General features: G+C 70.5%; 16 protein-coding genes. 12 read left to right on the top strand and 4 right to left on the bottom strand.

Features of this window, described 5'->3' with window-relative positions; translation table 11 throughout:
* Positions 1-8 precede the first annotated feature (8 nt).
* Complete coding sequence (locus GTY96_RS35810; protein WP_143908464.1) at positions 9-479, top strand: hypothetical protein; 471 nt, start codon at positions 9-11, stop codon at positions 477-479.
* Here the strand turns inward: GTY96_RS35810 and GTY96_RS35805 are convergent.
* The 3 genes from GTY96_RS35805 to lpxB form a co-directional block, all read right to left on the bottom strand.
* A complete protein-coding gene (locus tag GTY96_RS35805) occupies positions 472-1,107 on the bottom strand; it encodes a MarC family protein (RefSeq protein ID WP_407926996.1) in 636 nt (211 codons plus the stop codon). The two genes, GTY96_RS35810 and GTY96_RS35805, sit on opposite strands and share 8 nt — an antisense overlap.
* 5 nt (positions 1,108-1,112) lie before the next feature.
* Complete coding sequence (locus tag GTY96_RS35800; protein ID WP_143908467.1) at positions 1,113-1,817, bottom strand: polyprenol monophosphomannose synthase; 705 nt, start codon at positions 1,815-1,817, stop codon at positions 1,113-1,115.
* A 62-nt stretch (positions 1,818-1,879) separates the two neighbouring features.
* On the bottom strand, positions 1,880-3,049 hold the full coding sequence (gene lpxB, locus GTY96_RS35795) for a lipid-A-disaccharide synthase (protein ID WP_161667090.1): 1,170 nt from the start codon (positions 3,047-3,049) through the stop codon (positions 1,880-1,882).
* A 65-nt stretch (positions 3,050-3,114) separates the two neighbouring features.
* On the opposite strand from lpxB, the gene GTY96_RS35790 reads away from it, so the two are divergent.
* The 9 genes from GTY96_RS35790 to GTY96_RS35750 all read left to right on the top strand — a co-directional run bounded on the left by GTY96_RS35790 (position 3,115) and on the right by GTY96_RS35750 (position 13,976).
* The gene (locus tag GTY96_RS35790) at positions 3,115-5,001 is read left to right on the top strand and encodes a DUF4388 domain-containing protein (RefSeq protein ID WP_143908470.1); all 1,887 of its coding nucleotides are present in this window, start codon (positions 3,115-3,117) and stop codon (positions 4,999-5,001) included.
* A gap of 2 nt (positions 5,002-5,003) precedes the next feature.
* Positions 5,004-6,788: an ABC transporter ATP-binding protein gene (locus GTY96_RS35785; RefSeq protein WP_161667064.1), complete on the top strand. Its 1,785-nt coding sequence runs from the start codon at positions 5,004-5,006 to the stop codon at positions 6,786-6,788.
* A gap of 70 nt (positions 6,789-6,858) precedes the next feature.
* Positions 6,859-8,016 (top strand): PHP domain-containing protein, encoded by a 1,158-nt coding sequence (locus tag GTY96_RS35780; protein ID WP_328701117.1) that lies wholly within the window; start codon positions 6,859-6,861, stop codon positions 8,014-8,016.
* Positions 8,017-8,036: 20 nt separating this feature from the next.
* On the top strand, positions 8,037-9,320 hold the full coding sequence (locus GTY96_RS35775) for a 3-deoxy-D-manno-octulosonic acid transferase (RefSeq protein WP_161667063.1): 1,284 nt from the start codon (positions 8,037-8,039) through the stop codon (positions 9,318-9,320).
* A complete protein-coding gene (locus GTY96_RS35770; protein ID WP_143908476.1) occupies positions 9,317-10,318 on the top strand; it encodes a glycosyltransferase family 4 protein in 1,002 nt (333 codons plus the stop codon). Before GTY96_RS35775 ends, GTY96_RS35770 begins: the two co-directional genes overlap by 4 nt.
* Positions 10,318-11,349, top strand: coding sequence for a glycosyltransferase (locus GTY96_RS35765; protein WP_161667062.1), 1,032 nt, complete (start codon positions 10,318-10,320; stop codon positions 11,347-11,349). Before GTY96_RS35770 ends, GTY96_RS35765 begins: the two co-directional genes overlap by 1 nt.
* The gene (lpxK, locus tag GTY96_RS35760; RefSeq protein WP_161667061.1) at positions 11,346-12,446 is read left to right on the top strand and encodes a tetraacyldisaccharide 4'-kinase; all 1,101 of its coding nucleotides are present in this window, start codon (positions 11,346-11,348) and stop codon (positions 12,444-12,446) included. The genes GTY96_RS35765 and lpxK overlap by 4 nt, the downstream gene beginning before the upstream one ends.
* A gap of 31 nt (positions 12,447-12,477) precedes the next feature.
* On the top strand, positions 12,478-13,491 hold the full coding sequence (locus GTY96_RS35755; RefSeq protein WP_143908482.1) for a bifunctional heptose 7-phosphate kinase/heptose 1-phosphate adenyltransferase: 1,014 nt from the start codon (positions 12,478-12,480) through the stop codon (positions 13,489-13,491).
* Positions 13,488-13,976, top strand: a complete 489-nt coding sequence (locus GTY96_RS35750) for an adenylyltransferase/cytidyltransferase family protein (protein ID WP_143908484.1) — start codon at positions 13,488-13,490, stop codon at positions 13,974-13,976. Before GTY96_RS35755 ends, GTY96_RS35750 begins: the two co-directional genes overlap by 4 nt.
* 169 nt (positions 13,977-14,145) lie before the next feature.
* Here GTY96_RS35750 and GTY96_RS35745 read toward each other — a convergent pair whose 3' ends face one another.
* Positions 14,146-15,255 (bottom strand): glycosyltransferase family 9 protein, encoded by a 1,110-nt coding sequence (locus tag GTY96_RS35745; protein ID WP_161667060.1) that lies wholly within the window; start codon positions 15,253-15,255, stop codon positions 14,146-14,148.
* 81 nt (positions 15,256-15,336) lie between these two features.
* Here GTY96_RS35745 and GTY96_RS35740 point away from each other — a divergent pair, with 81 nt between their 5' ends.
* Positions 15,337-16,215 (top strand): YicC/YloC family endoribonuclease, encoded by an 879-nt coding sequence (locus GTY96_RS35740; protein ID WP_143908487.1) that lies wholly within the window; start codon positions 15,337-15,339, stop codon positions 16,213-16,215.
* Positions 16,212-16,835, top strand: a complete 624-nt coding sequence (gene gmk / locus GTY96_RS35735) for a guanylate kinase (RefSeq protein ID WP_143908489.1) — start codon at positions 16,212-16,214, stop codon at positions 16,833-16,835. The genes GTY96_RS35740 and gmk overlap by 4 nt, the downstream gene beginning before the upstream one ends.
* Positions 16,836-17,503 lie beyond the last annotated feature (668 nt).

Here is a 17,503-nt window from a genome sequence, read left to right as displayed (position 1 = left end):
GGTGACACATGGTGGGAACTCCTGGCATCCGGTGGGCGCTCGCCGTGGCGGCCCTGGGCCTCGTGGGCACGGTGGGCTGCGTGCACACGGTGCCATACGCGGAGCGCGTGGAGGCGGAGGACGAGAAGTGCACGCTCGTCCAGGCGTTGATGCGCCAGCCAGGGCCGGCGCGGGCCATCCAGGAGTTCGTCGCCGAGGGCAAGGAAGCGAAGGCCCCCGTCGTCGTCTACATGCGCCACCCGGAGGAGGCCTCGCTGGAGCGCTTCTTCACTGGCGACACGCAGTGCGCGGACGCCTCGTTCAAGGTCGTGCAGGAGAACGTGGTGGACGCGGTGGTGGTGTACCTGCAGGCGGTCCAGGGCGGCTACGCGTACGACGCCCAGCGCTCCAGCCCGGAGCACCTCAGCATGGACAGCCGGCCCCAGGGCACCGTGCGCAGGGACGGCGCGGTGTGGGTGGCGGGCGCGGACGCTATTTGAGCAGGTCCTTCGCCCCGTCGGCGATGAACTGCACGGCGATGGCGGCCAGGATGAGGCCGGACACGCGCTCCAGGATGGCGACACCGGACTGACGCAGCACCCGCTGCACCAGGCTGGACGCGTTGAGGATGAAGTAGCTGGCCCCGAAGGTGAGCACCACGGCGGCCACCACCGGCAGCGCGGACACGAAGGACGGCCCCGAGCGCGCCATCAGCACCATGGCGGTCGCGATGGCGCCCGGCCCCGCCAGCAGGGGGATGGCCAGCGGGACGATGGCCACGTCCTCCTTCACCACGCCTTCTTCTTCCTCGGTGGGGCTGGTGCGCGTGGAGGACGGCCGCGCGCGCAGCATGTCCAGGGCCGTGATCAGCAGCAGGATGCCGCCCGCGACGCGGAAGGCGCCCAGCGACACCGCGAACACCTGGAAGATGACGCGGCCGAAGAGGGCGAAGAACAGCATCAGGCCGCACGCCACCAGGCAGGCGCGGAGCGCGGTGCTGCGGATCTGCTGCTTCGAGTCCCCCGCCGTCATCGCCAGGAACAGCGGCACGACGCCAATGGGGTCCACCACGAAGAAGATGGCGGACAGCGACACGAGGAAGGTGGAGACGGCACTGGACATCGACATGGTGCTCAGACGGTGAAGCGCAGCTTCCAGACCATGCCCAGGGCCTCGACGAAGATCTTCTTGTTCATCTTCGAATGCCCCACGCGGCGGTCCTCGAACACGATGGGGACCTCGCGCACGGTGAAGCCCTTGCGCAGGGTGCGGTAGGTCAGCTCGATCTGGAACGCGTACCCGGTGCTGCGCACCTCATCCAGGTTGATGCTCTCCAGCACGCGGCGGTGGAAGCACTTGAAGCCGCCGGTGAGGTCGCGCACGCCCACGCCCAGGATGCTGCGCGCGTAGAGCGAACCGCCGCGGCTGATGATCTTCCGGCCCACGCCCCAGTTCACCGTGCCGCCGCCCTCCACGTAGCGCGAGCCCAGCACCAGGTCCGCGCCGCCCTCCGCGGTGTCCAGGAAGGTGGGCAGGTAGCGCGGGTCGTGGCTGAAGTCCGCGTCCATCTCCAGGATGAACGTGTAACCCTCGGCGAGCGCCCACCGGAAGGCGGCCAGGTACGCGCGGCCCAGGCCCTCCTTCTTCTCGCGGTGGAGGACGCGCACGCGCGGGTCCTTCGCGGCCAGCTCATCCGCGAGCTGCCCCGTCCCGTCGGGCGAGTTGTCGTCGACGACGAGGATGTCCACACGGGGGTCCGCCGCCAGCACCGCCTGGGTGATGGGGCCGATGTTGTCCCGCTCGTTGTAGGTGGGGATGCAGACCAGCGCACGATTCATGGCCCGGCGGACATACCCCAAACCCGGCGCGGGAACACCAGAAGCGGCTCCCACCCTGTCGGTTAGACGTCTCCCGCCGCGGGGCGAGGGGGCAGGAGCTCCAGCACCGTCTCCGCCGCCCGGTGGGCCGCGCCGGCTTCGCCCAGGCGCCCGCGCACCTCGGCCAGCCCATGGACCATCGCGTCGCGGGGCCCGCCCGGCAGCCACACCCGGCGCACCTCGGCGGCGATGTTCGCTGGCGTCATGTCGCCCTGAATCAGCTCCGGCACCACGCGCCGGCCCGCCAGCAGGTTGATGAGGGACACGAAGGCCACCTTCAGCATCAGCCGGCCCACCAGGTACGTCACCAGCGATACCCGGTAGACGACCACCAGGGGCCGCTCCATCAGCCCCGCCTCCAGCACCGCCGTGCCGGAGGCGACCACCGCGGCGTCGCTCGCCCCGACCACCTCCGGGGCGCGGCCCTCCACCAGCACCGGCGTCACGCCGCTGCCCTCGAAGCGGGAGGTGATCTCCTCCCGGGCGATGGTGGGGGCCACCGGCACCACGACCTGGAGCCCTGGCCGCTCGGAGGACAGCTGCTTCGCGGCGCCCACCAGGGTGGGCAGGATGCGGCGGATCTCACTCATCCGGCTGCCGGGCAGGAGCGCGAGCGTGGGGGCGTCCGGGGACAGGCCCAGGCGCTGCCGGAACTCACGGGGGCTGGCGGCCGGGGGCATCTGCTCCAGCACGGGGCTGCCCACGTAGCGAGCGGGGACCCCGGCCTCGCGGTAGAAGGCCTCCTCGAACGGGAGGATGCAGAGCATCCGGTCCACCAGCCGCTGGATGGTGCGCACCCGGCCCCGGCGCCAGGCCCAGATCATCGGGGACACGTAGTAGGCCACCGGGATGCCCAGGGCCTTGAGCTTCCGGGCAAGGCGCAGGTTGAAGTCCGGGATGTCCACCAGGATGGCGCAGACCGGGCGGCGCTCGGCGGCGGCGGTGGCCAGGTCCTTCATGATCCGCAGGATGCGCGGGATGCGGGGGAGCACCTCGGTGATGCCCATCACCGACACCTCGCGGGCGTCGTGGATGAGCTCGACCCCCCGGGCGGCCAACCGGGCGCCTCCCATGCCGAAGAAGGTGAGGTCGGGGCGCAGCGCCTGGAGGGCGGCGACGAGCTCCGCGGCGTGGGTGTCGCCAGAGGCCTCACCGGCCACGACAAGGATGCGGGGGGAGGGCGGCTGCGTCATGGGAGACAAGGGCCTCGCATCGTAGCTGATGCGCGGGGGGAGGGAGGCTGTAGACTGCGGCCCCCTTGAAGACGCTTCTGCTCGCCGAGAGCCACCCCCCGACATTGGAGCACCTGACGGGCCTGCTCTCGCAGGCCGGGTACACCGTGCGGGCGGTGAACGACGCCGTGATGGCGCTGGAGCACTTCTCGGCGGACAACCCGGACGTGGTGGTGCTGGGAGTGGACCTGCCGCGCGTGGAGGGCCAGCACGTCGTGCACCTCATCCGGGGGCACAGCCAGGGCGGGCGCGTGCCCATCGTGGCCATCGACAAGGGGCACCTGGGCCGGGCACGGGGCGTGGGCTCGGTGTTGGACCTCAAGGTCAACGCCTACATTCCGGATCCGCTCAAGCCGGGGGAGCTGGTGCCGCGCCTGGAGTCGCTGGTGAAGGCCGCCCAGGCCCTCCCGCTGGCGGGCCTTTCTTCCACGCTGTCCAGGCCCGCGGTGGCCGCGGGAGAGCTGAAGGCCTACCCGCTGCCGGCGTTGCTGCACTCGCTCCACCGGCTGCGCCGCGACGGCGTGCTGGTGGTGGCGCACCGGGGGCTTTCGCGGCGGGTGTACTTCCTGCGTGGCGGGCCGGTGAACTTCGACTCCTCCGCCAAGGAGGACGCCCTCCCGCGCTTCCTGCGCGAGCGGCAGGTGCTCACGCAGGCGCAGGAGCAGCCGGTGGTGGAGGCACTTGCCTCCGGGCTGCGCATCGGCGCGGCCCTGGCGGACGTGGGCGTGGAGGCGGTGGGGGAGGACCTGCTGGCCCTCTTGCGCGACTTCACCCGGGATCGGCTCGGGCGCGTGCTGGGCATGCGGGAGGGCCGGTACGCGTTCTACGCGGGCGACGAGTTCTCCTCCGAAGTGGCCTCGGTGGAGCAGCCCGCGCTGGCCCCCCTGTTGGCGGCCGCCCGGCTGCGGGTGCCCCTGCGGGTGGTGGCGGCCGGCCTGCGCGCGCACCTGAACGAATACCCGGTGCGCTCGGCGGACTTCGGTCGCGATCTCCAGGCGATGGCGCTGGACACGGAGGACCTGAAGCTGGCCATGCAGGTGAATGGCCGCATCGTCCTGAGGGATCTGCTGGCGCACGGGCGCGCGGAGCTGCGAGCGGCGTACACGCTCTTGTGGTTCCTGCGGCTGACGGGCGGCGTGACGTTCTCGCCGTCACCGGTGGCGACGGGAACGGACGTGCTGAGCGCGTCGGCGGAGCCGGACGTCATCGCGCCGCGCAAGCGCAAGAGCCTTCCCGTGGAGACGGCGGCGGCGCTGCGCGAGGAGGCGGTGCGGATCATCACCCGCAGCTACTTCGGCGGGCTGGGGCTGGACCTGGCGGCGGACAAGGAGGCGGTGGAGCGCGCGTACCACGAGACGGCGATGCGCTTCCATCCGGACACCTACGCGGAGTTCGACATCTCGGACCTGCGCGACCTGTTGGATCAGGTGCAGGAGAAGCTGTCCGCGTCGTACCGGGTGCTGAGCGTGGACGAGAAGCGCCGCGCCTACCTCCAGTACTTCTTCAGCCGGCAGGAGGTGGTGGGCCGCGCGACCGCCATCAACGTGGACGCGGAGCTCGCGCTGCGCCGGGGCGAGTCCGCGATGAAGCGGGGCGACTACCGCGCGGCCATCCAGGGCTTCGAGGAAGCGGTGTCGCTCAACGCGCACGAGCCCGAGTACTACTCGTACCTCGCCTGGGCGATGTACCGGGGCTCGGCGGGGCCGCTGATGCAGCGGGCGCTCGCGGCGCGCAAGGTGCTCAAGCGGGCGCTGACGTTGGACCCGTACCTGGAGCGCGCGCAGATCATCGCGGCCATCATCGAAATCGACCTGGACGACGTGCCGCTTGCGCGCAAGAAGCTGATGAAGGTGCTGGAGCTGAACCCGTATTCGGTGCTCGCGAGGGCGGCATTGCAGAAGGTGGTGAAGTAGTCATGCATCGCGTGCTCTGGCGGTTGTTGCGCTACGCGAAGCCACACGCGGGGATCATCGTCCTGGCCTTCGTGTGCATGGCGGTGTTGGGGCTCGCCACGGGCGCGTACGCGTACCTGCTGGGCCCGGCACTGCGCTTCCTGTTGTCCGGGGGACAGGAGGGCTTCGCGAGCGCGCACCGGGTGCCCTGGCTGTCGGACCTGCCGCGCGAGGCGGCGCTCTGGGGCTTCCCGGTGTTGGTGCTGGGCGTGGGCGCTGTGAAGGGCGTGGGGTATCTGGGCCAGTTCTACTTCATGGGCCTGTTCGCGCAGCGCGTGGTGAAGGATCTGCGCCGCGACCTGTTCCTGCGGCTCACCGCGCTGTCGCCTTCGCAGCTGTCGAAGGAGCGGACGGGCGACCTGCTCAGCCGCTTCTCCTCGGACGTGATGGCGGTGGAGCTGGCGGCCATGTACACGGTGGGCTCGTACCTGCGCGATTCCCTCCAGGTGCTGGTGCTCGCGGGCGTGGCGCTGGCGATGAGTCCGCTGCTGGGCGGGCTGATGCTGGCGGTGATTCCGCTGGCGGCGCTGCCCGCGTCGAAGCTCACGCGCAAGGTGCTGAAGGGAACACGCGAAGGGCAGGCCCACCTGGGGCAGCTCGCGGGTCAGCTCCACGAAGGGTTGGGCGGCCTGCGCACCATCCAGGCCTTCAACGGTCAGCAGGCGGAGCTGGCGCGCTTCGAGTCCTACGCGAAGGCGCATGAGGAAGCGGTGGTGGGCGCGGCCTGGGCACGCGGAGGGGTGCCGGGGGTGATGGAGGTGCTGGCGGCGGCGGCGCTGGCGGGTGCGCTGGGCTACGCGGCGGCGACCCGGGCCATGGAGCCGGAAGCGCTCCTGTCGCTGCTCACGGCGGTGATTCTGGTGTACCAGCCGGTGAAGGACCTGGGCCGGGTGACGCAGTTCGCGGTGCAGGCGGGAGCGGCGGGGGAGCGCCTCTTCGCGCTGCTCGACTTGAAGCATCCGGTGGAGGACGCGCCAGGGGCCGTGCCCGCTCCGGCGCTGCGCGACTCGTTGCGGATGGAGGACGTGCGCTTCTTCTACGGAGCGCGTCGGGCGCTCGACGGGCTGTCGCTGGAGCTGAAGGTGGGCCAGGTGGCGGCGTTGGTGGGCGGCAGCGGTGGCGGCAAGAGCACGGTGACGTCGCTGCTGCTGCGCTTCGAGCGTCCCCAGCAGGGACGCATCCTGCTGGATGGCGTGGACGCGGACACGTACACGGCGGCGAGCGTCCGAGGTGAGTTCGCGCTGGTGACGCAGGAGCCGCTGCTCTTCCACGGCACGGTGCTGGAGAACCTGCGTCACGCGAGGCCCACGGCGACGCGCGAAGAGGTGGAGGCCGCGGCGAGGGTGGCCAACGCGGACGGCTTCATCCAGGGGCTGCCGCAGGGCTACGACACGCGCATCGGCGAGCGAGGCGTCATCCTGAGCGGCGGCCAGCGTCAGCGGCTGTGCATCGCGAGGGCGGTGCTGTCGAAGGCGCCGGTGCTGGTGCTGGACGAGGCAACCAGCAGCCTGGATCCGGAGAACGAGCGGGAGGTTCAGGCCGCGCTCGCGAAGGTCCTTCCGGGCCGCACGGCGCTGGTGATCGCCCACCGGCTGTCGACGGTGACGAACGCGGACGTCATCCACGTGGTGGAGGCGGGCCGCATCGTGGAGCGCGGAAGTCACTCCGAACTGCTCCAGAAGGAAGGCCGTTACGCCGCCATGTGGCGCCTTCAGACCGCGAGCCCCAGCGAGCGGGGAGCGGCATGACCGGGGTGGGGCCTCCTCGCGTCATGAAGCGCGGGCCGGGACGCGCGGCTGTTCCACCAGGGCCCCTCCCGTGAAGCGGTACGTGTCGCTGGGAGCGCGCGCCGTGTCGGGCCTGGTGCTGCTGCTCGTGGGCATCGCGGGCTTCTTCGCCTTCGCGGCGGGCTTCGCGGACTACCCGGTGGTCGCTCCCGTGCCGGGGGCGAAGCCATGGATCCGTGGCGCGTACCACGTGCACACCACCCGCTCGGACGGGAGAGGGACGCCCGCGAAGGTCGCCGAGGCGGCGAAGGCCGCGGGGCTGGACTTCGTGGTGCTCACCGACCACAACGACCTCAAGCCCCCCGCCGCGACGTGGGTGGACGGCGTGTTGCTGGTCCCTGGTGTGGAGATCTCGACCAGCGCGGGCCATCTGGCCGCGTTCGGGATGCAGCGGCCCATCGAAGGCGTGAAGCCCTGGGGGCCGCCCGAACAGGCGGTGGCCGCGGTCGCGGCGGCCGGAGGCACGGCGGTCCTCGCGCATCCCGTCCAGACGAAGAACCCCTGGAAGGACGAGGCCACCGCGCACCAGGTCCCCGGCTTCGAGCTGTACTCGGCGGACACCTTCTTCCGGCAGGCACTGCGAAGCCCCGTGAGCCGCCTCCTGCCTGCGCTGGGGGCGTCACTGGTCAACCCGGTGCATGGCGTGATGCTGCTCGCGTCCCCCGAACCACGGCCCACGGAGCGCTTCCTGGAGCTGGCGCGTGAGCGCGGTCGCATCGCCCTGTGCGGCGCGGACGCGCACGGGCTGCCCGAGTACGAGGACATCTTCAACGCGCTCGACATGGAGCTTCCGCCGGAGGTGTTGCCCGGTCCGCTGTCGAGTGACGCAAGCGAAGCCGCGGCCCAGGTAACGCAGGCCCTGGCGAGCGGCCGGGCCCTGTGTGTCTTCCGGGCCCTGGGAGCGCCCGAGGGCTTCGCCCTGGAGGGCTACGACGAGAGCACGCGGGAAGCCCCCGTGGGGACGGTCCTGACGGTGCGGCTCCCCGAGCACGCCCCTGGAACACTCGAGGTCCGCGTCTGGGGGGACGGCCGCCTGCGCCCCGACGGAGCGCACATCGAGCTGACCGGTCCCGGAGCGGTGCAGGTGGAGGTCTGGGCCCTGGCGCCAGGACGCTTCTTCGGCCACGAGTGGCGGCCCTGGCTGGTCCCCAGTCCGGTGCGAGTGGTGCCGGGACCACCGGGCATCTGATAGAGCGCGGGACGTCGCCCATGCGCCTGCTCTACGTCGTCGCCACCTACGTCCTCTTCGCGCTGCTGTTCCCGGTGCTCTGCCTGCACCGGAAGACGCGGCACGGGCTGAAGCAGCGGTTGGGCTTCTACTCGCCGGGAGATCTCCCTCGTGGAGAGGGCCCCCTGCTGTGGCTGCACGGAGCCAGCGCGGGAGACCTGCTGGCCCTGGCGCCGATGTTCGGCCCCCTGCGCCAGCGCTTCCCCGGCTGCCGCATCGTGCTGTCGACGATGACGGACAGCGGCCACACGATGGCGAGAGAGCGCCTGGCGAAGCAGATCGACGGTGTCGTGTACGCGCCCTACGACCTCTGGGGCGCGACGCGCAGGGCGGTGCGGGCGCTGCGGCCGGACCTCCTGGTGCTGGAGTACACGGAAGTCTGGCCCAACCTCATCCGAGCCGCGAAACGGTCCGGGGCCCGAGTGGTGATGACCAATGGGCGCTTCTCCCCGGCGAACGTGGGGAGGTACCGGGCGCTCTTCGGCCTCATCGGGAACCCGCTGAAGGACATGGACCTGCTGTTGATGCGGCAGGATGAGGAGTCCGAACGTGCCCGTGGCCTGGGCGCTCCCGCCGAGCGGGTCCTCACCAGCGGGAACACCAAGTTCGACGCCCTGGCGGCGGGGCCCGTGCCGGAGGACGAAGCCCTGCGAAGCGCCCTGGGCCTGTCCCCGGAGCACCCCGTGTGGATCGCGGGGAGCACGCACGAAGGGGAAGAGGAGATCCTGTTGCAGGTGTATCAGCGTCTGCGGGAGCGCTGGCCCCTGCTGTCGCTGGTCATCGCCCCGCGCTACGTCAACCGGGCGGAGCGGATCATGACCCTGGCGAGGGAGCGCGACCTGACCGTGGGGCTGCGCTCCCAGGGCAACCCGGAGCGCGCGCCGGTGGTGGTGATGGACTCCATGGGGGAGCTGTCGCGGGCCTACCGGCTGGCGACGGTGGTCTTCGTGGGTGGGTCGTTCACGAAGCGCGGAGGCCAGAACATCCTGGAGCCAGCGGGGCAGGGGAAGCCGGTGCTGTTTGGCCCGCACATGGACAACTTCCGGGACAGTGTCGCGGTGCTGGAAGGAAACGGAGGCATCCAGGTGGCGGACGGAGACGCGCTGCACGCCGCGCTGGAGGGGCTCCTCGCGAAGCCCGAACACCTGCGGGCCCTGGGCGCGAAGGCGGAAGCCACGGTGCGCCGCATCTCCGGGGCCAGCGAACGCAACGCGGAAGCCATGGCTGCCCTGCCGCGTCGGCAGGAAGGAAGCACCTCCTCATGACGCTCATTGTCCATCCCCACTTCCACAAGCGTTACACGGGAGTGACCCGGCACGTGGAGTCCGTGGTGCCGGAGCTCGCGAAGGGCGACGAGACGCGGGTCATCGGCTCGGGCCTGACGGGGGACCTGCCGCGCATCACCTGGGGAGAGCTGATCCGCCGCTCGCACCGCGAGCCCATCGTCTGGCATGCGCACCGGAACAACGAGCTCCTGGCGGGGATGCTCCTGAAGGCATTGGGGGGACGCGTCCGGCTCGTCTTCACCCGGCACACGTCGATGGCTCCGACGGGCTTCACCCGCTGGCTGGCCAGGGGCGCGGACGCGCTCGTCTCCCTCACGGGGCAGATCGCGGAGATCATCGCGCTCCCGTCCACGGTGATTTCCCACGGCATCGACCTCACGCGCTTCCGTCCACCGGAAGACCGGGACGCGGCCTGGGCCCGCCTGAAGCAGGGAGGCCGCCATGGCATCGGCGTCGTTGGACGCATCCGCAAGGAGAAGGGGCAGGGCGACTTCATCGAAGCGCTGAGGCCGCTGTTGCCGGAGAGGCCGGAGTGGCAGGCGGTGCTCGTCGGACTGGCGAAGGGGCCGGACCTCGCGTGGGTGAACGGCCTGCGCCAGGGCATCGAGGACCGCGTACGTCTCGCGGGTGAGCAGTCCACCATCGAGCCCTGGTACCAGGGACTGAGCATCCTCGTGCATCCGTCCTACGTGGAGGGCTATTCGTTGGTGCATGTGGAGGCGATGGCCTCGGGCTGCTGCGTGGTGGCCTCCAAGCTGCCGTACCTGCACACCCTCATCGAGCACGGCCGCACGGGCTTCTTCTTCGAGCCCGGTGACGTGAAGGGCCTGCGTGAGGTGTTGGACGAACTCACCCGCGAGCCGGAGCGCGCACGTCAGGTGGGACGCAACGCCGAGGAGGAAGCGCGCGGCCGTTGCGGCGTCGAGCACGAGGCACGGGCCCTCGGGGACCTCTACCATTCGCTGGTGAAGCGCTGATGCGCATCCTGCACCTGCTCGCGAGTCCATTCTGGAGCGGCCCGGCGGAGAACGTCGCGCTGCTGGCCATGTCACAGCGGGCGTTGGGGCATGAGGTCACGGTCGCGGTGGACCGCAAGCGCCGGGACATCACCGCGGAGGAGCCCGCCGTCCCCCGGTTCCAGGCGCTGGGCCTGTTGGACGAAGGGGGCCTGGCGTTGTCGGTGAAGTCTCCGCCCTGGGAGATCTGGGGCGACCTGCGCGCCCTCCGGCGCAGGCAGGTGGACGTGGTGCATGCGCACTTCACCCATGATCATCTCGTGGCCCGCTGGGGAATGCCGAAGGATGCGGTGCGGATCCGCTCCATCCACGCGCCGCGTTCCCTGCGCAGGTCCCTGCCGGAAGCGAGCGCCTACACGGTTCCCGCGAGTCACTTGCAAGCGAAGCTCGAGGCCAGGAAGCGTCCCGTCCAGGTGCTGCCTGCCTTGGTGGATCCGCGCTTCGAGCCGCCGGTGGACCGCGAGGCCCTGCGTCGGACCCTGGGCCTTCAGGGCACGTACCTCGTGGGGATGATCTCCACGTTCCAGCAGAGTCGGCGTCACGCGCTGGGCGTCGAGGCCTTCGCCGCGTTCATCCAGCAGCGCCCCGAAGCGCGCCTCGTGCTCGTCGGGGACGGCGCCCTGCTCGAAGCGACCCGGGCGCGGGTCGCGGAGCGAGGCCTCACAGGCAGCGTGACGTTCGCGGGCTACCAGCAGGGCGCTGACTTCACGAAGTGGCTCCAGGCGTTGGACGAGGTCTGGATCCTCGGCTTGGGAAACGACTGGAGCGCGCGGGCCGCGGCCCAGGCGAGGGCCTGCGGTGTCCGGGTGGTCGCGGTGAAGGAGGGGGCGCTCCCGGAGCTCGCGGACGCGCAGGTGGAAGTCCCCACGGTGGAGGCCGTGGTCGCATCCGCCCTGTCCGGAGCGAGGGCGAGCACCGGACACCCGACGAACGAGCGCATCGCCAAGGACATCCTGGCGCTCTACGAGCGGGCCGCGGAGTCCCGCCGATGACCGCGACGGGCCCTGGTTCACCGACCGCGATGGAGCGGCTCTTCTATCCGCCGGCGCCGGAGCCCTGGGGCCGCCGAGCTCTCCTGTCCCCGCTCGCGCTGGTGTCCTGGGCCTACAGCGGTGCCGTGCGTCTGCGGGCCGCCCTCTACGACAGCGGCCTGCTGCGGGCCGAACATGTCGATGGCCTGCGAGTCATCTCCATCGGCAACCTCAACGTGGGAGGCACGGGCAAGACGCCCGCGGTGCTGTACCTCGCGGAGCTGTTGATCCGAGAGGGCCGCAAGGTCGGCATCCTCACGAGAGGCTATGGGCGCGAGTCCACGGAGCCCCTGACCTTCACGGGGACCGAACCACTGCCAGAGGTGGCGGAAGCAGGAGACGAACCCCTGTTGCTCGCGCGGCGGTGTCCCGAGGTCCGGCTGTTCGTGGGCGCGGATCGGGTGGCAGGGGCACGCCGGGCCCGGGACGACTTCGGCCTGGACACGGTGCTCCTGGACGACGGCTTCCAGCATCGACGTCTGCACAGGGACCAGGACCTGGTGGTCGTGGACGAAGCGGTGGGCCTGGGCAACGGCCAGCTGCTCCCACGAGGCCCCCTGCGAGAGCCCCCCACGGCCCTGCGCCGGGCGACGCTCCTCTGGCTCCGAGCCGCCCCGACGTCAGCCTCGCCTCCCGTCGTGAATCCCTGGCTCGAGTCCGTGAGCGCGCCACGAATCAGGACGCGGTATGGCCCAACGGGCTGGTGGGATCCCTCGGGCCGCGAGCACGCGACGAACGCGCTGGAAGGAAAGCCTGTCCTCGCGCTCGCGGGGCTGGCCCGGCCCGGAGGTTTCCTGAGGACGGTGGCCGCGCTTGGCGCGGACGTGCGGGACTCGGCCCTGTTCCCGGATCACCATCGCTTCACCTCGGACGAACTGCGGCAGGTCGAAGCCCGGGCCCGTGAGCAGGGGGCGTGGGTGGTGACGACGGAGAAGGACGCGGCGCGGTTGCCTGCTGGCTTCGAGGCCTGGGTGGTGCGCCTGGGGGTGGAGGTCCTGGAGGGCGGAGCGCATCTGCGGCGGGCCCTCGGGCTTCCGGCGGAGACGCGCGACTTGTGAGGGCAGGAGCGCTGTGGGACAACGCGCGCCCATGGCCGCGGCCCCGTCTTCACGTCCGTCAGCTCCCTCCTCGCGTCTGCCACTCGCGTTCGCGCGCCGTCGAGTGTTGTTGGTAGGGGACCTGGTCGCCGACCACTATCTCTACGGCCAGACGGACCGGGTGAGCCGCGAGGCGCCGGTGCTCATCGTCCGGTATGAGTCCTCGGAGGTGAAGCTCGGTGGCGGCGCCAACGTGGCGGCCAATGTCCGCGCGCTTTCGGGGCAGGTGTCGGCGGTGGGGGCGCTGGGCGTGGATCCGATGGGCCGGTCGCTGCGCAAGCTCTTCGCAGAGGCGGACATCCGGCTGCACGCCGTCAGCAGCCGAGGCATCCAGACAGAGACGAAGACGCGCATCCTCGCGGGTGGCGTGAGCACCACGCGACAGCAGATGCTCCGGGTGGACCGGGGCCAGCGAGGCCCCCTCCCGCCCCGGATGCGCAAGGCGATTGCAAGGCAGGTGGAGGCGGCGGCGAAGGACGCGGACGCGGTGGTGGTCTCGGACTACGGAGCGGGAGTCGTCAGCGACGAGGTCCGGGCCGTGCTGCGGAAGCTCGCCGCGGACGGCCTCCCTGTCTGCGTGGACAGCCGCTACGCGCTCGCGGCCTTCGCGGGCCTGACGGTGTGCAAGCCGAACGAGCCGGAGCTGGAAGCGCTCGCGGGCCATCCGGTGCGCACGCAAGAAGACCTCCTGGCGGCGGGACACGAAGCGGTCCGCAAGCTGGGATGCCAGGCGCTGCTGGTGACGCGAGGCCGGCACGGCATGGCGCTGTTCGATGCGAAGGGCGACGTGGATCTGATCCCCGTTCACGGAGCGCAGTCCGCGGTGGACGTGACGGGAGCGGGTGACACGGTCATCGCGAGCTTCGCGTTGTCGCTCGCGACCGGAGCCTCTTTTGGAGAAGCCGCGAGGCTGGCGAACGTGGCCGGCTCCCTGGTGGTGCAGAAGCCAGGGACGGCGACGGTCTCCAAGGCGGAACTCCTCGAAGCCCTGCGGAGCACACGATGAACACCCTGGACAAGCTTCGCCCCCTGGCCGACATCGCGGAGGAGCGCGAGCGCTGGCGCGAGCAGGGCCGCACGGTCGCCCTGGCCAACGGGGTCTTCGACTTGCTGCATGTCGGCCACGTCCGCTACCTGGAGGGAGCGAAGGCGCTGGCGGACGTGCTGGTGGTGGCGGTGAACTCGGACGCTTCCACGAGGGCCTACAAGGGACCGGGGCGCCCGCACATCCCGGAAGCGGAGCGCGCGGAATTGGTGGCGGCCCTGGCCTGCACGGACCGCGTCGTCGTCTTCGATGAGCCCAACGTGCGAGCCCTGATCCGCGTCCTCAAGCCGGACGTACAGGTGAAGGGGACCGACTACACGCCGGACTCCATTCCAGAGGGCGATGAGGTCCGGGCCTACGGAGGGCGGACCGCCGTGGCCGGAGACCCGAAGGACCACAGCACCACGGAGCTGGCGCGCCGCCTCGGTCGCGAAGGCGCGAAGTAGCCCATGGTCTTGGACCCGGTGCTGCGGTCCATCCTGGGCTGTCCCCACTGCAAGGGACCTGTCGAAGAACACGACGGCCCCCCGCCCGAAGTCCACTGTCGTCGGTGCCTGAGGGCCTGGCCCGTGGAGGACGGCGTCCCGCGGATGGTGAGCGAACGGGAGCGGCCGCTCACCCCGTGAGCGACACACGTCCCGCGACGAACGACCGGACCTCTTCAGCCACGCGCTGTTCCAGGCCGGCCCCGGAGCGCCCATCCACCACGGGCGTCAGGTCCACCATCCGATGGGGCGAATCCGCATGGCCCCATCGCTCCATGTCCATGCGAAGGAAGAACGCCAGCGTCGGAGCGCCAACGGCCACCGACAGGTGCATGGGCCCGGTGTTGTTGCAGAGGGTGAGGCCCGCGGCCCGCATGAGGGCGGCAAGCTCGTCGATGCTGGTCGCCGGGGCCAGCTCCGCGCCCGGAGCGCCCGCGACCACCGCCCGAGCCAGGGGTTCCTCTCCGGGGCCCCACGTGACGACCGGTACGACGCCCAACGACAAGAGCTCGCGGGCCGCGGCCGAGAATGCCTCGGCGGGGATGCGGCGCTCGCCCAGGCGCCCTCCCGGGTTGATGACCGCGCGTCGTGAACCCGTCCCGGAGAACGTCGCCAGGTAGCTGCGGAACGTGTCCCCCAGCACCGGCTCCCGGAAGGAGAGTCCGCGGGCGACCGCCCCACCCGTCAAAGGGGTGAGCAGGTGCGTCCGCTGGACGGCTTCGTGCCGGGTGTCGGAGCGCGAGGGCACGGACACCGACTGAAGCAGGGACACGGGCCAGAGGCCCGGACCGATGACGACCGCCTTCGGCCCCGCCATCCGGGCGACCAGCGCGCTCGTCACCGAGGGGGCGCTCCAGTTGGCGCAATCCACCACCGTGTCGTAGCCCGCGCGGCGGAGTGCGCGGATGCCGGGCGCCAGGGGGCCCAGCCACCGGAGGCGCCGGTCGAACGCCAGGACCGCGTCCGCGTCGGGATGTCCCTGGAGCACTCGGGCCACCTTGGCGTGCACCAGCACATGCACCTCCGGGGGCGGGTGCACGTGGGCCTTGAGCGTCCGCAACAGGGGGGTCGTAAGGAGTGCCTCGCCCACGCGGTTGTCGGGCCGGACGAGCAGGACCCTGCGAGGGTGGGGCAGGGGCGCGCGGGGGGACCGGCGACGCCCGGGGCGCCAGAAGAGAAGGGAGGCCAGGAGCGCCAGTGCCAGCTTCGCCCACGTTTCAAGCCGCTTGTGCCACGCCATCGCGGCGGACCCTACCAGAATTGGAATGGACACAAGACGCTGGCTTGACCTTGGGACGGAAAGCCCCTAGCACCCGGCCCGATGCTCAAGAGCATGACCGGATTTGGTTCGGGCCGCGCCCGCGTAGGAGACGAAGAGGTCTCCGTGGAAGCTCGCTCGCTCAACCACAAGTTCTGTGAAGTGAAGGTTCGGCTGCCGCGGGAGCTGTCCGCGCTGGAGCCCGCGCTCGTGAAGCAGGTGAAGGACCGCCTCGCGCGAGGCTCGGTCGAGATCCTGGTGCGCCGGCAGGCGGCTACCATTTCGGGCAACGTCCCCACGGTGGATGTGGCCCTCGCCCGCGAGTACGCGCGCGCCTTTCGTGAGGTCGCCGACGCCCTGGGCCAGGCGGTGGACCTCGCCTGGTCGCAGGTGGCCAGTCAACCCGGCGTCATCCGGTTGGAAGAGAAGGGCGTGGACGTGGAGTCCGCGACCCAGGCCACGCAGACCGCGCTCCAGCAGGCGCTGGCCGCGCTGGAGGCCATGCGAAACACCGAAGGCGAGTCGATCCACGCGGACCTGGACGCCCGGATGAAGCTCATCGAGGGGTGGAGCCAGGAAGTCGCCCGGCTCGCGCCGCGCGCGGTGAGCGACTACCAGCAGCGGCTCACCGAGCGTGTGGCGGAGCTCGCGCGAGGCGTCGCGGTGGACCCGCAGCGACTGGCGCAGGAAGTGGCCCTGTTCGCCGAGCGCACCGACATCGCCGAGGAGGTGACGCGCCTCGCGACCCACCTCGAGCAGTTCCGGCTCCTGATGGCGAGCCCCGAGCCAGTGGGCCGGCGCATGGATTTCCTCGTGCAGGAGATGCACCGCGAGGTGAACACGACAGGCTCCAAGAGCCAGCACGCGGAGATCTCCGCGCGCGTGGTCTCGATGAAGGCCGAGGTCGAGCGCATCCGCGAACAGGTGCAGAACGTCGAATGAACGAACTCTCTGGACTCCAGCCTGGCCTGCTCCTCGTCCTCTCCGCCCCTTCCGGAGCGGGGAAGACCACCCTCGCGCACCGGCTTCTGAAGGAGATGCCGGATGGCATCTTCTCCACCAGCGTCACCACCCGGCGCCCTCGCGGCAAGGAGCAGGAGGGGGTGGACTACCACTTCGTGGGGGTGGCCACCTTCCAGCAGAAGATCGAGCAGGGCGAGTTCGTGGAGTGGGCCGAAGTGCATGGCCACTTCTATGGCAGCCCGCAGTCCGTGGTGGACGAGGCGCGCACGCGTCGAGGCACGGCCGTCTTCGACATCGACGTCCAGGGCGGGCAGTCCATCAAGCGCAAGCACCCCGATGCGGTCCTCATCTTCGTGCTGCCGCCCTCCATGGAGGAGCTGGAGCGGCGCCTCCGGGACCGCCAGACGGACTCGGATGAGACCATCCGGCGCCGCATGCTGGCCGCCCGCTCGGAGATCGAGCGAGGAATCGCGTCCTACGACTACATCGTGGTGAACGACGACTTCGAGCGCGCATACCAGGAGCTGCGCTCGGTGGTGGTCGCGGAGAAATGTCGGAGGGGAAGGGTGGACCTCGCCAAGCTCAAGCTCGGGAGTTGAGCGGAGCGGGGAATCGGTGGAAGGCGCTCCGGGTTCCCCATTCACCGCGTCGCGCTGCGCTGGCGACCTGCATCAAACTTCTTGCGCAGCTCGGCCGTCTGGTGGATAAGCCGCTCACCTCGCGGCGACACGCAGGCGTCACCCCGGTGACACCTGAACGGCGCAGGGAAGGGGAATGGCGGAGCCGGCTTCAAGGGTGACGCGAAGTTGACATTCTCCGAACCGATTCTTAGATGGTGCCGCAGCAGGGCAGTGGCGGACGGGAATCGGAAGCAGCAAGGCAGTTGACAGCAGGTGCGGTGGTTGTAGATCTCGCCTCCTCGCTTCGAAGCCCGCGCACTGGCGCGGAAGGTACTTCGAGGAGAGGTGTAGCTCCGACAAGGAAATAGGGCAGTCAACAAGCAAGTTGACGGCGGAAGCGGCGAAGAGGTAGAAGCCGCGCCCCACCGAAAAGAAGTCCGGAATGCAACACTCGGACGAAAAGCGGTGAGGAAAGCTGACAGCAAGCGGTTGACAGCGGAGACGGCGAAGAAGTAGAAGCCGCTCCCCTTCGAAAGAGTCGGCGGAAGTCACTGGACGGCGCCGAGGAAGCGAAGAAGCCCGCAGGACGCAAAAGCAGAAGTTGACGGCGGATGCGGACTGAAATAGAAGCTGCAACCCCGCCGGTC

The organism is Corallococcus silvisoli, assembly GCF_009909145.1.
GTDB lineage: Bacteria > Myxococcota > Myxococcia > Myxococcales > Myxococcaceae > Corallococcus > Corallococcus silvisoli.
The sequence above is the reverse complement of the archived record's forward strand: the minus strand, read 5'-3'. Positions and strand labels throughout refer to the sequence as shown.

Coding starts and splice junctions, on each gene's coding strand:
- GTY96_RS35785 (WP_161667064.1), top strand. CDS start 5,004: ATGCATCGCGTGCTCTGGCGGTTGTTGCGCTACGCGAAGCCACACGCG.
- GTY96_RS35770 (WP_143908476.1), top strand. CDS start 9,317: ATGACGCTCATTGTCCATCCCCACTTCCACAAGCGTTACACGGGAGTG.
- GTY96_RS35745 (WP_161667060.1), bottom strand. CDS start 15,255: ATGGCGTGGCACAAGCGGCTTGAAACGTGGGCGAAGCTGGCACTGGCG.
- lpxK (WP_161667061.1), top strand. CDS start 11,346: ATGACCGCGACGGGCCCTGGTTCACCGACCGCGATGGAGCGGCTCTTC.
- GTY96_RS35805 (WP_407926996.1), bottom strand. CDS start 1,107: ATGTCGATGTCCAGTGCCGTCTCCACCTTCCTCGTGTCGCTGTCCGCC.
- GTY96_RS35755 (WP_143908482.1), top strand. CDS start 12,478: ATGGCCGCGGCCCCGTCTTCACGTCCGTCAGCTCCCTCCTCGCGTCTG.
- GTY96_RS35750 (WP_143908484.1), top strand. CDS start 13,488: ATGAACACCCTGGACAAGCTTCGCCCCCTGGCCGACATCGCGGAGGAG.
- GTY96_RS35740 (WP_143908487.1), top strand. CDS start 15,337: ATGCTCAAGAGCATGACCGGATTTGGTTCGGGCCGCGCCCGCGTAGGA.
- GTY96_RS35775 (WP_161667063.1), top strand. CDS start 8,037: ATGCGCCTGCTCTACGTCGTCGCCACCTACGTCCTCTTCGCGCTGCTG.
- GTY96_RS35765 (WP_161667062.1), top strand. CDS start 10,318: ATGCGCATCCTGCACCTGCTCGCGAGTCCATTCTGGAGCGGCCCGGCG.
- gmk (WP_143908489.1), top strand. CDS start 16,212: ATGAACGAACTCTCTGGACTCCAGCCTGGCCTGCTCCTCGTCCTCTCC.
- GTY96_RS35800 (WP_143908467.1), bottom strand. CDS start 1,817: ATGAATCGTGCGCTGGTCTGCATCCCCACCTACAACGAGCGGGACAAC.
- lpxB (WP_161667090.1), bottom strand. CDS start 3,049: ATGACGCAGCCGCCCTCCCCCCGCATCCTTGTCGTGGCCGGTGAGGCC.
- GTY96_RS35810 (WP_143908464.1), top strand. CDS start 9: ATGGTGGGAACTCCTGGCATCCGGTGGGCGCTCGCCGTGGCGGCCCTG.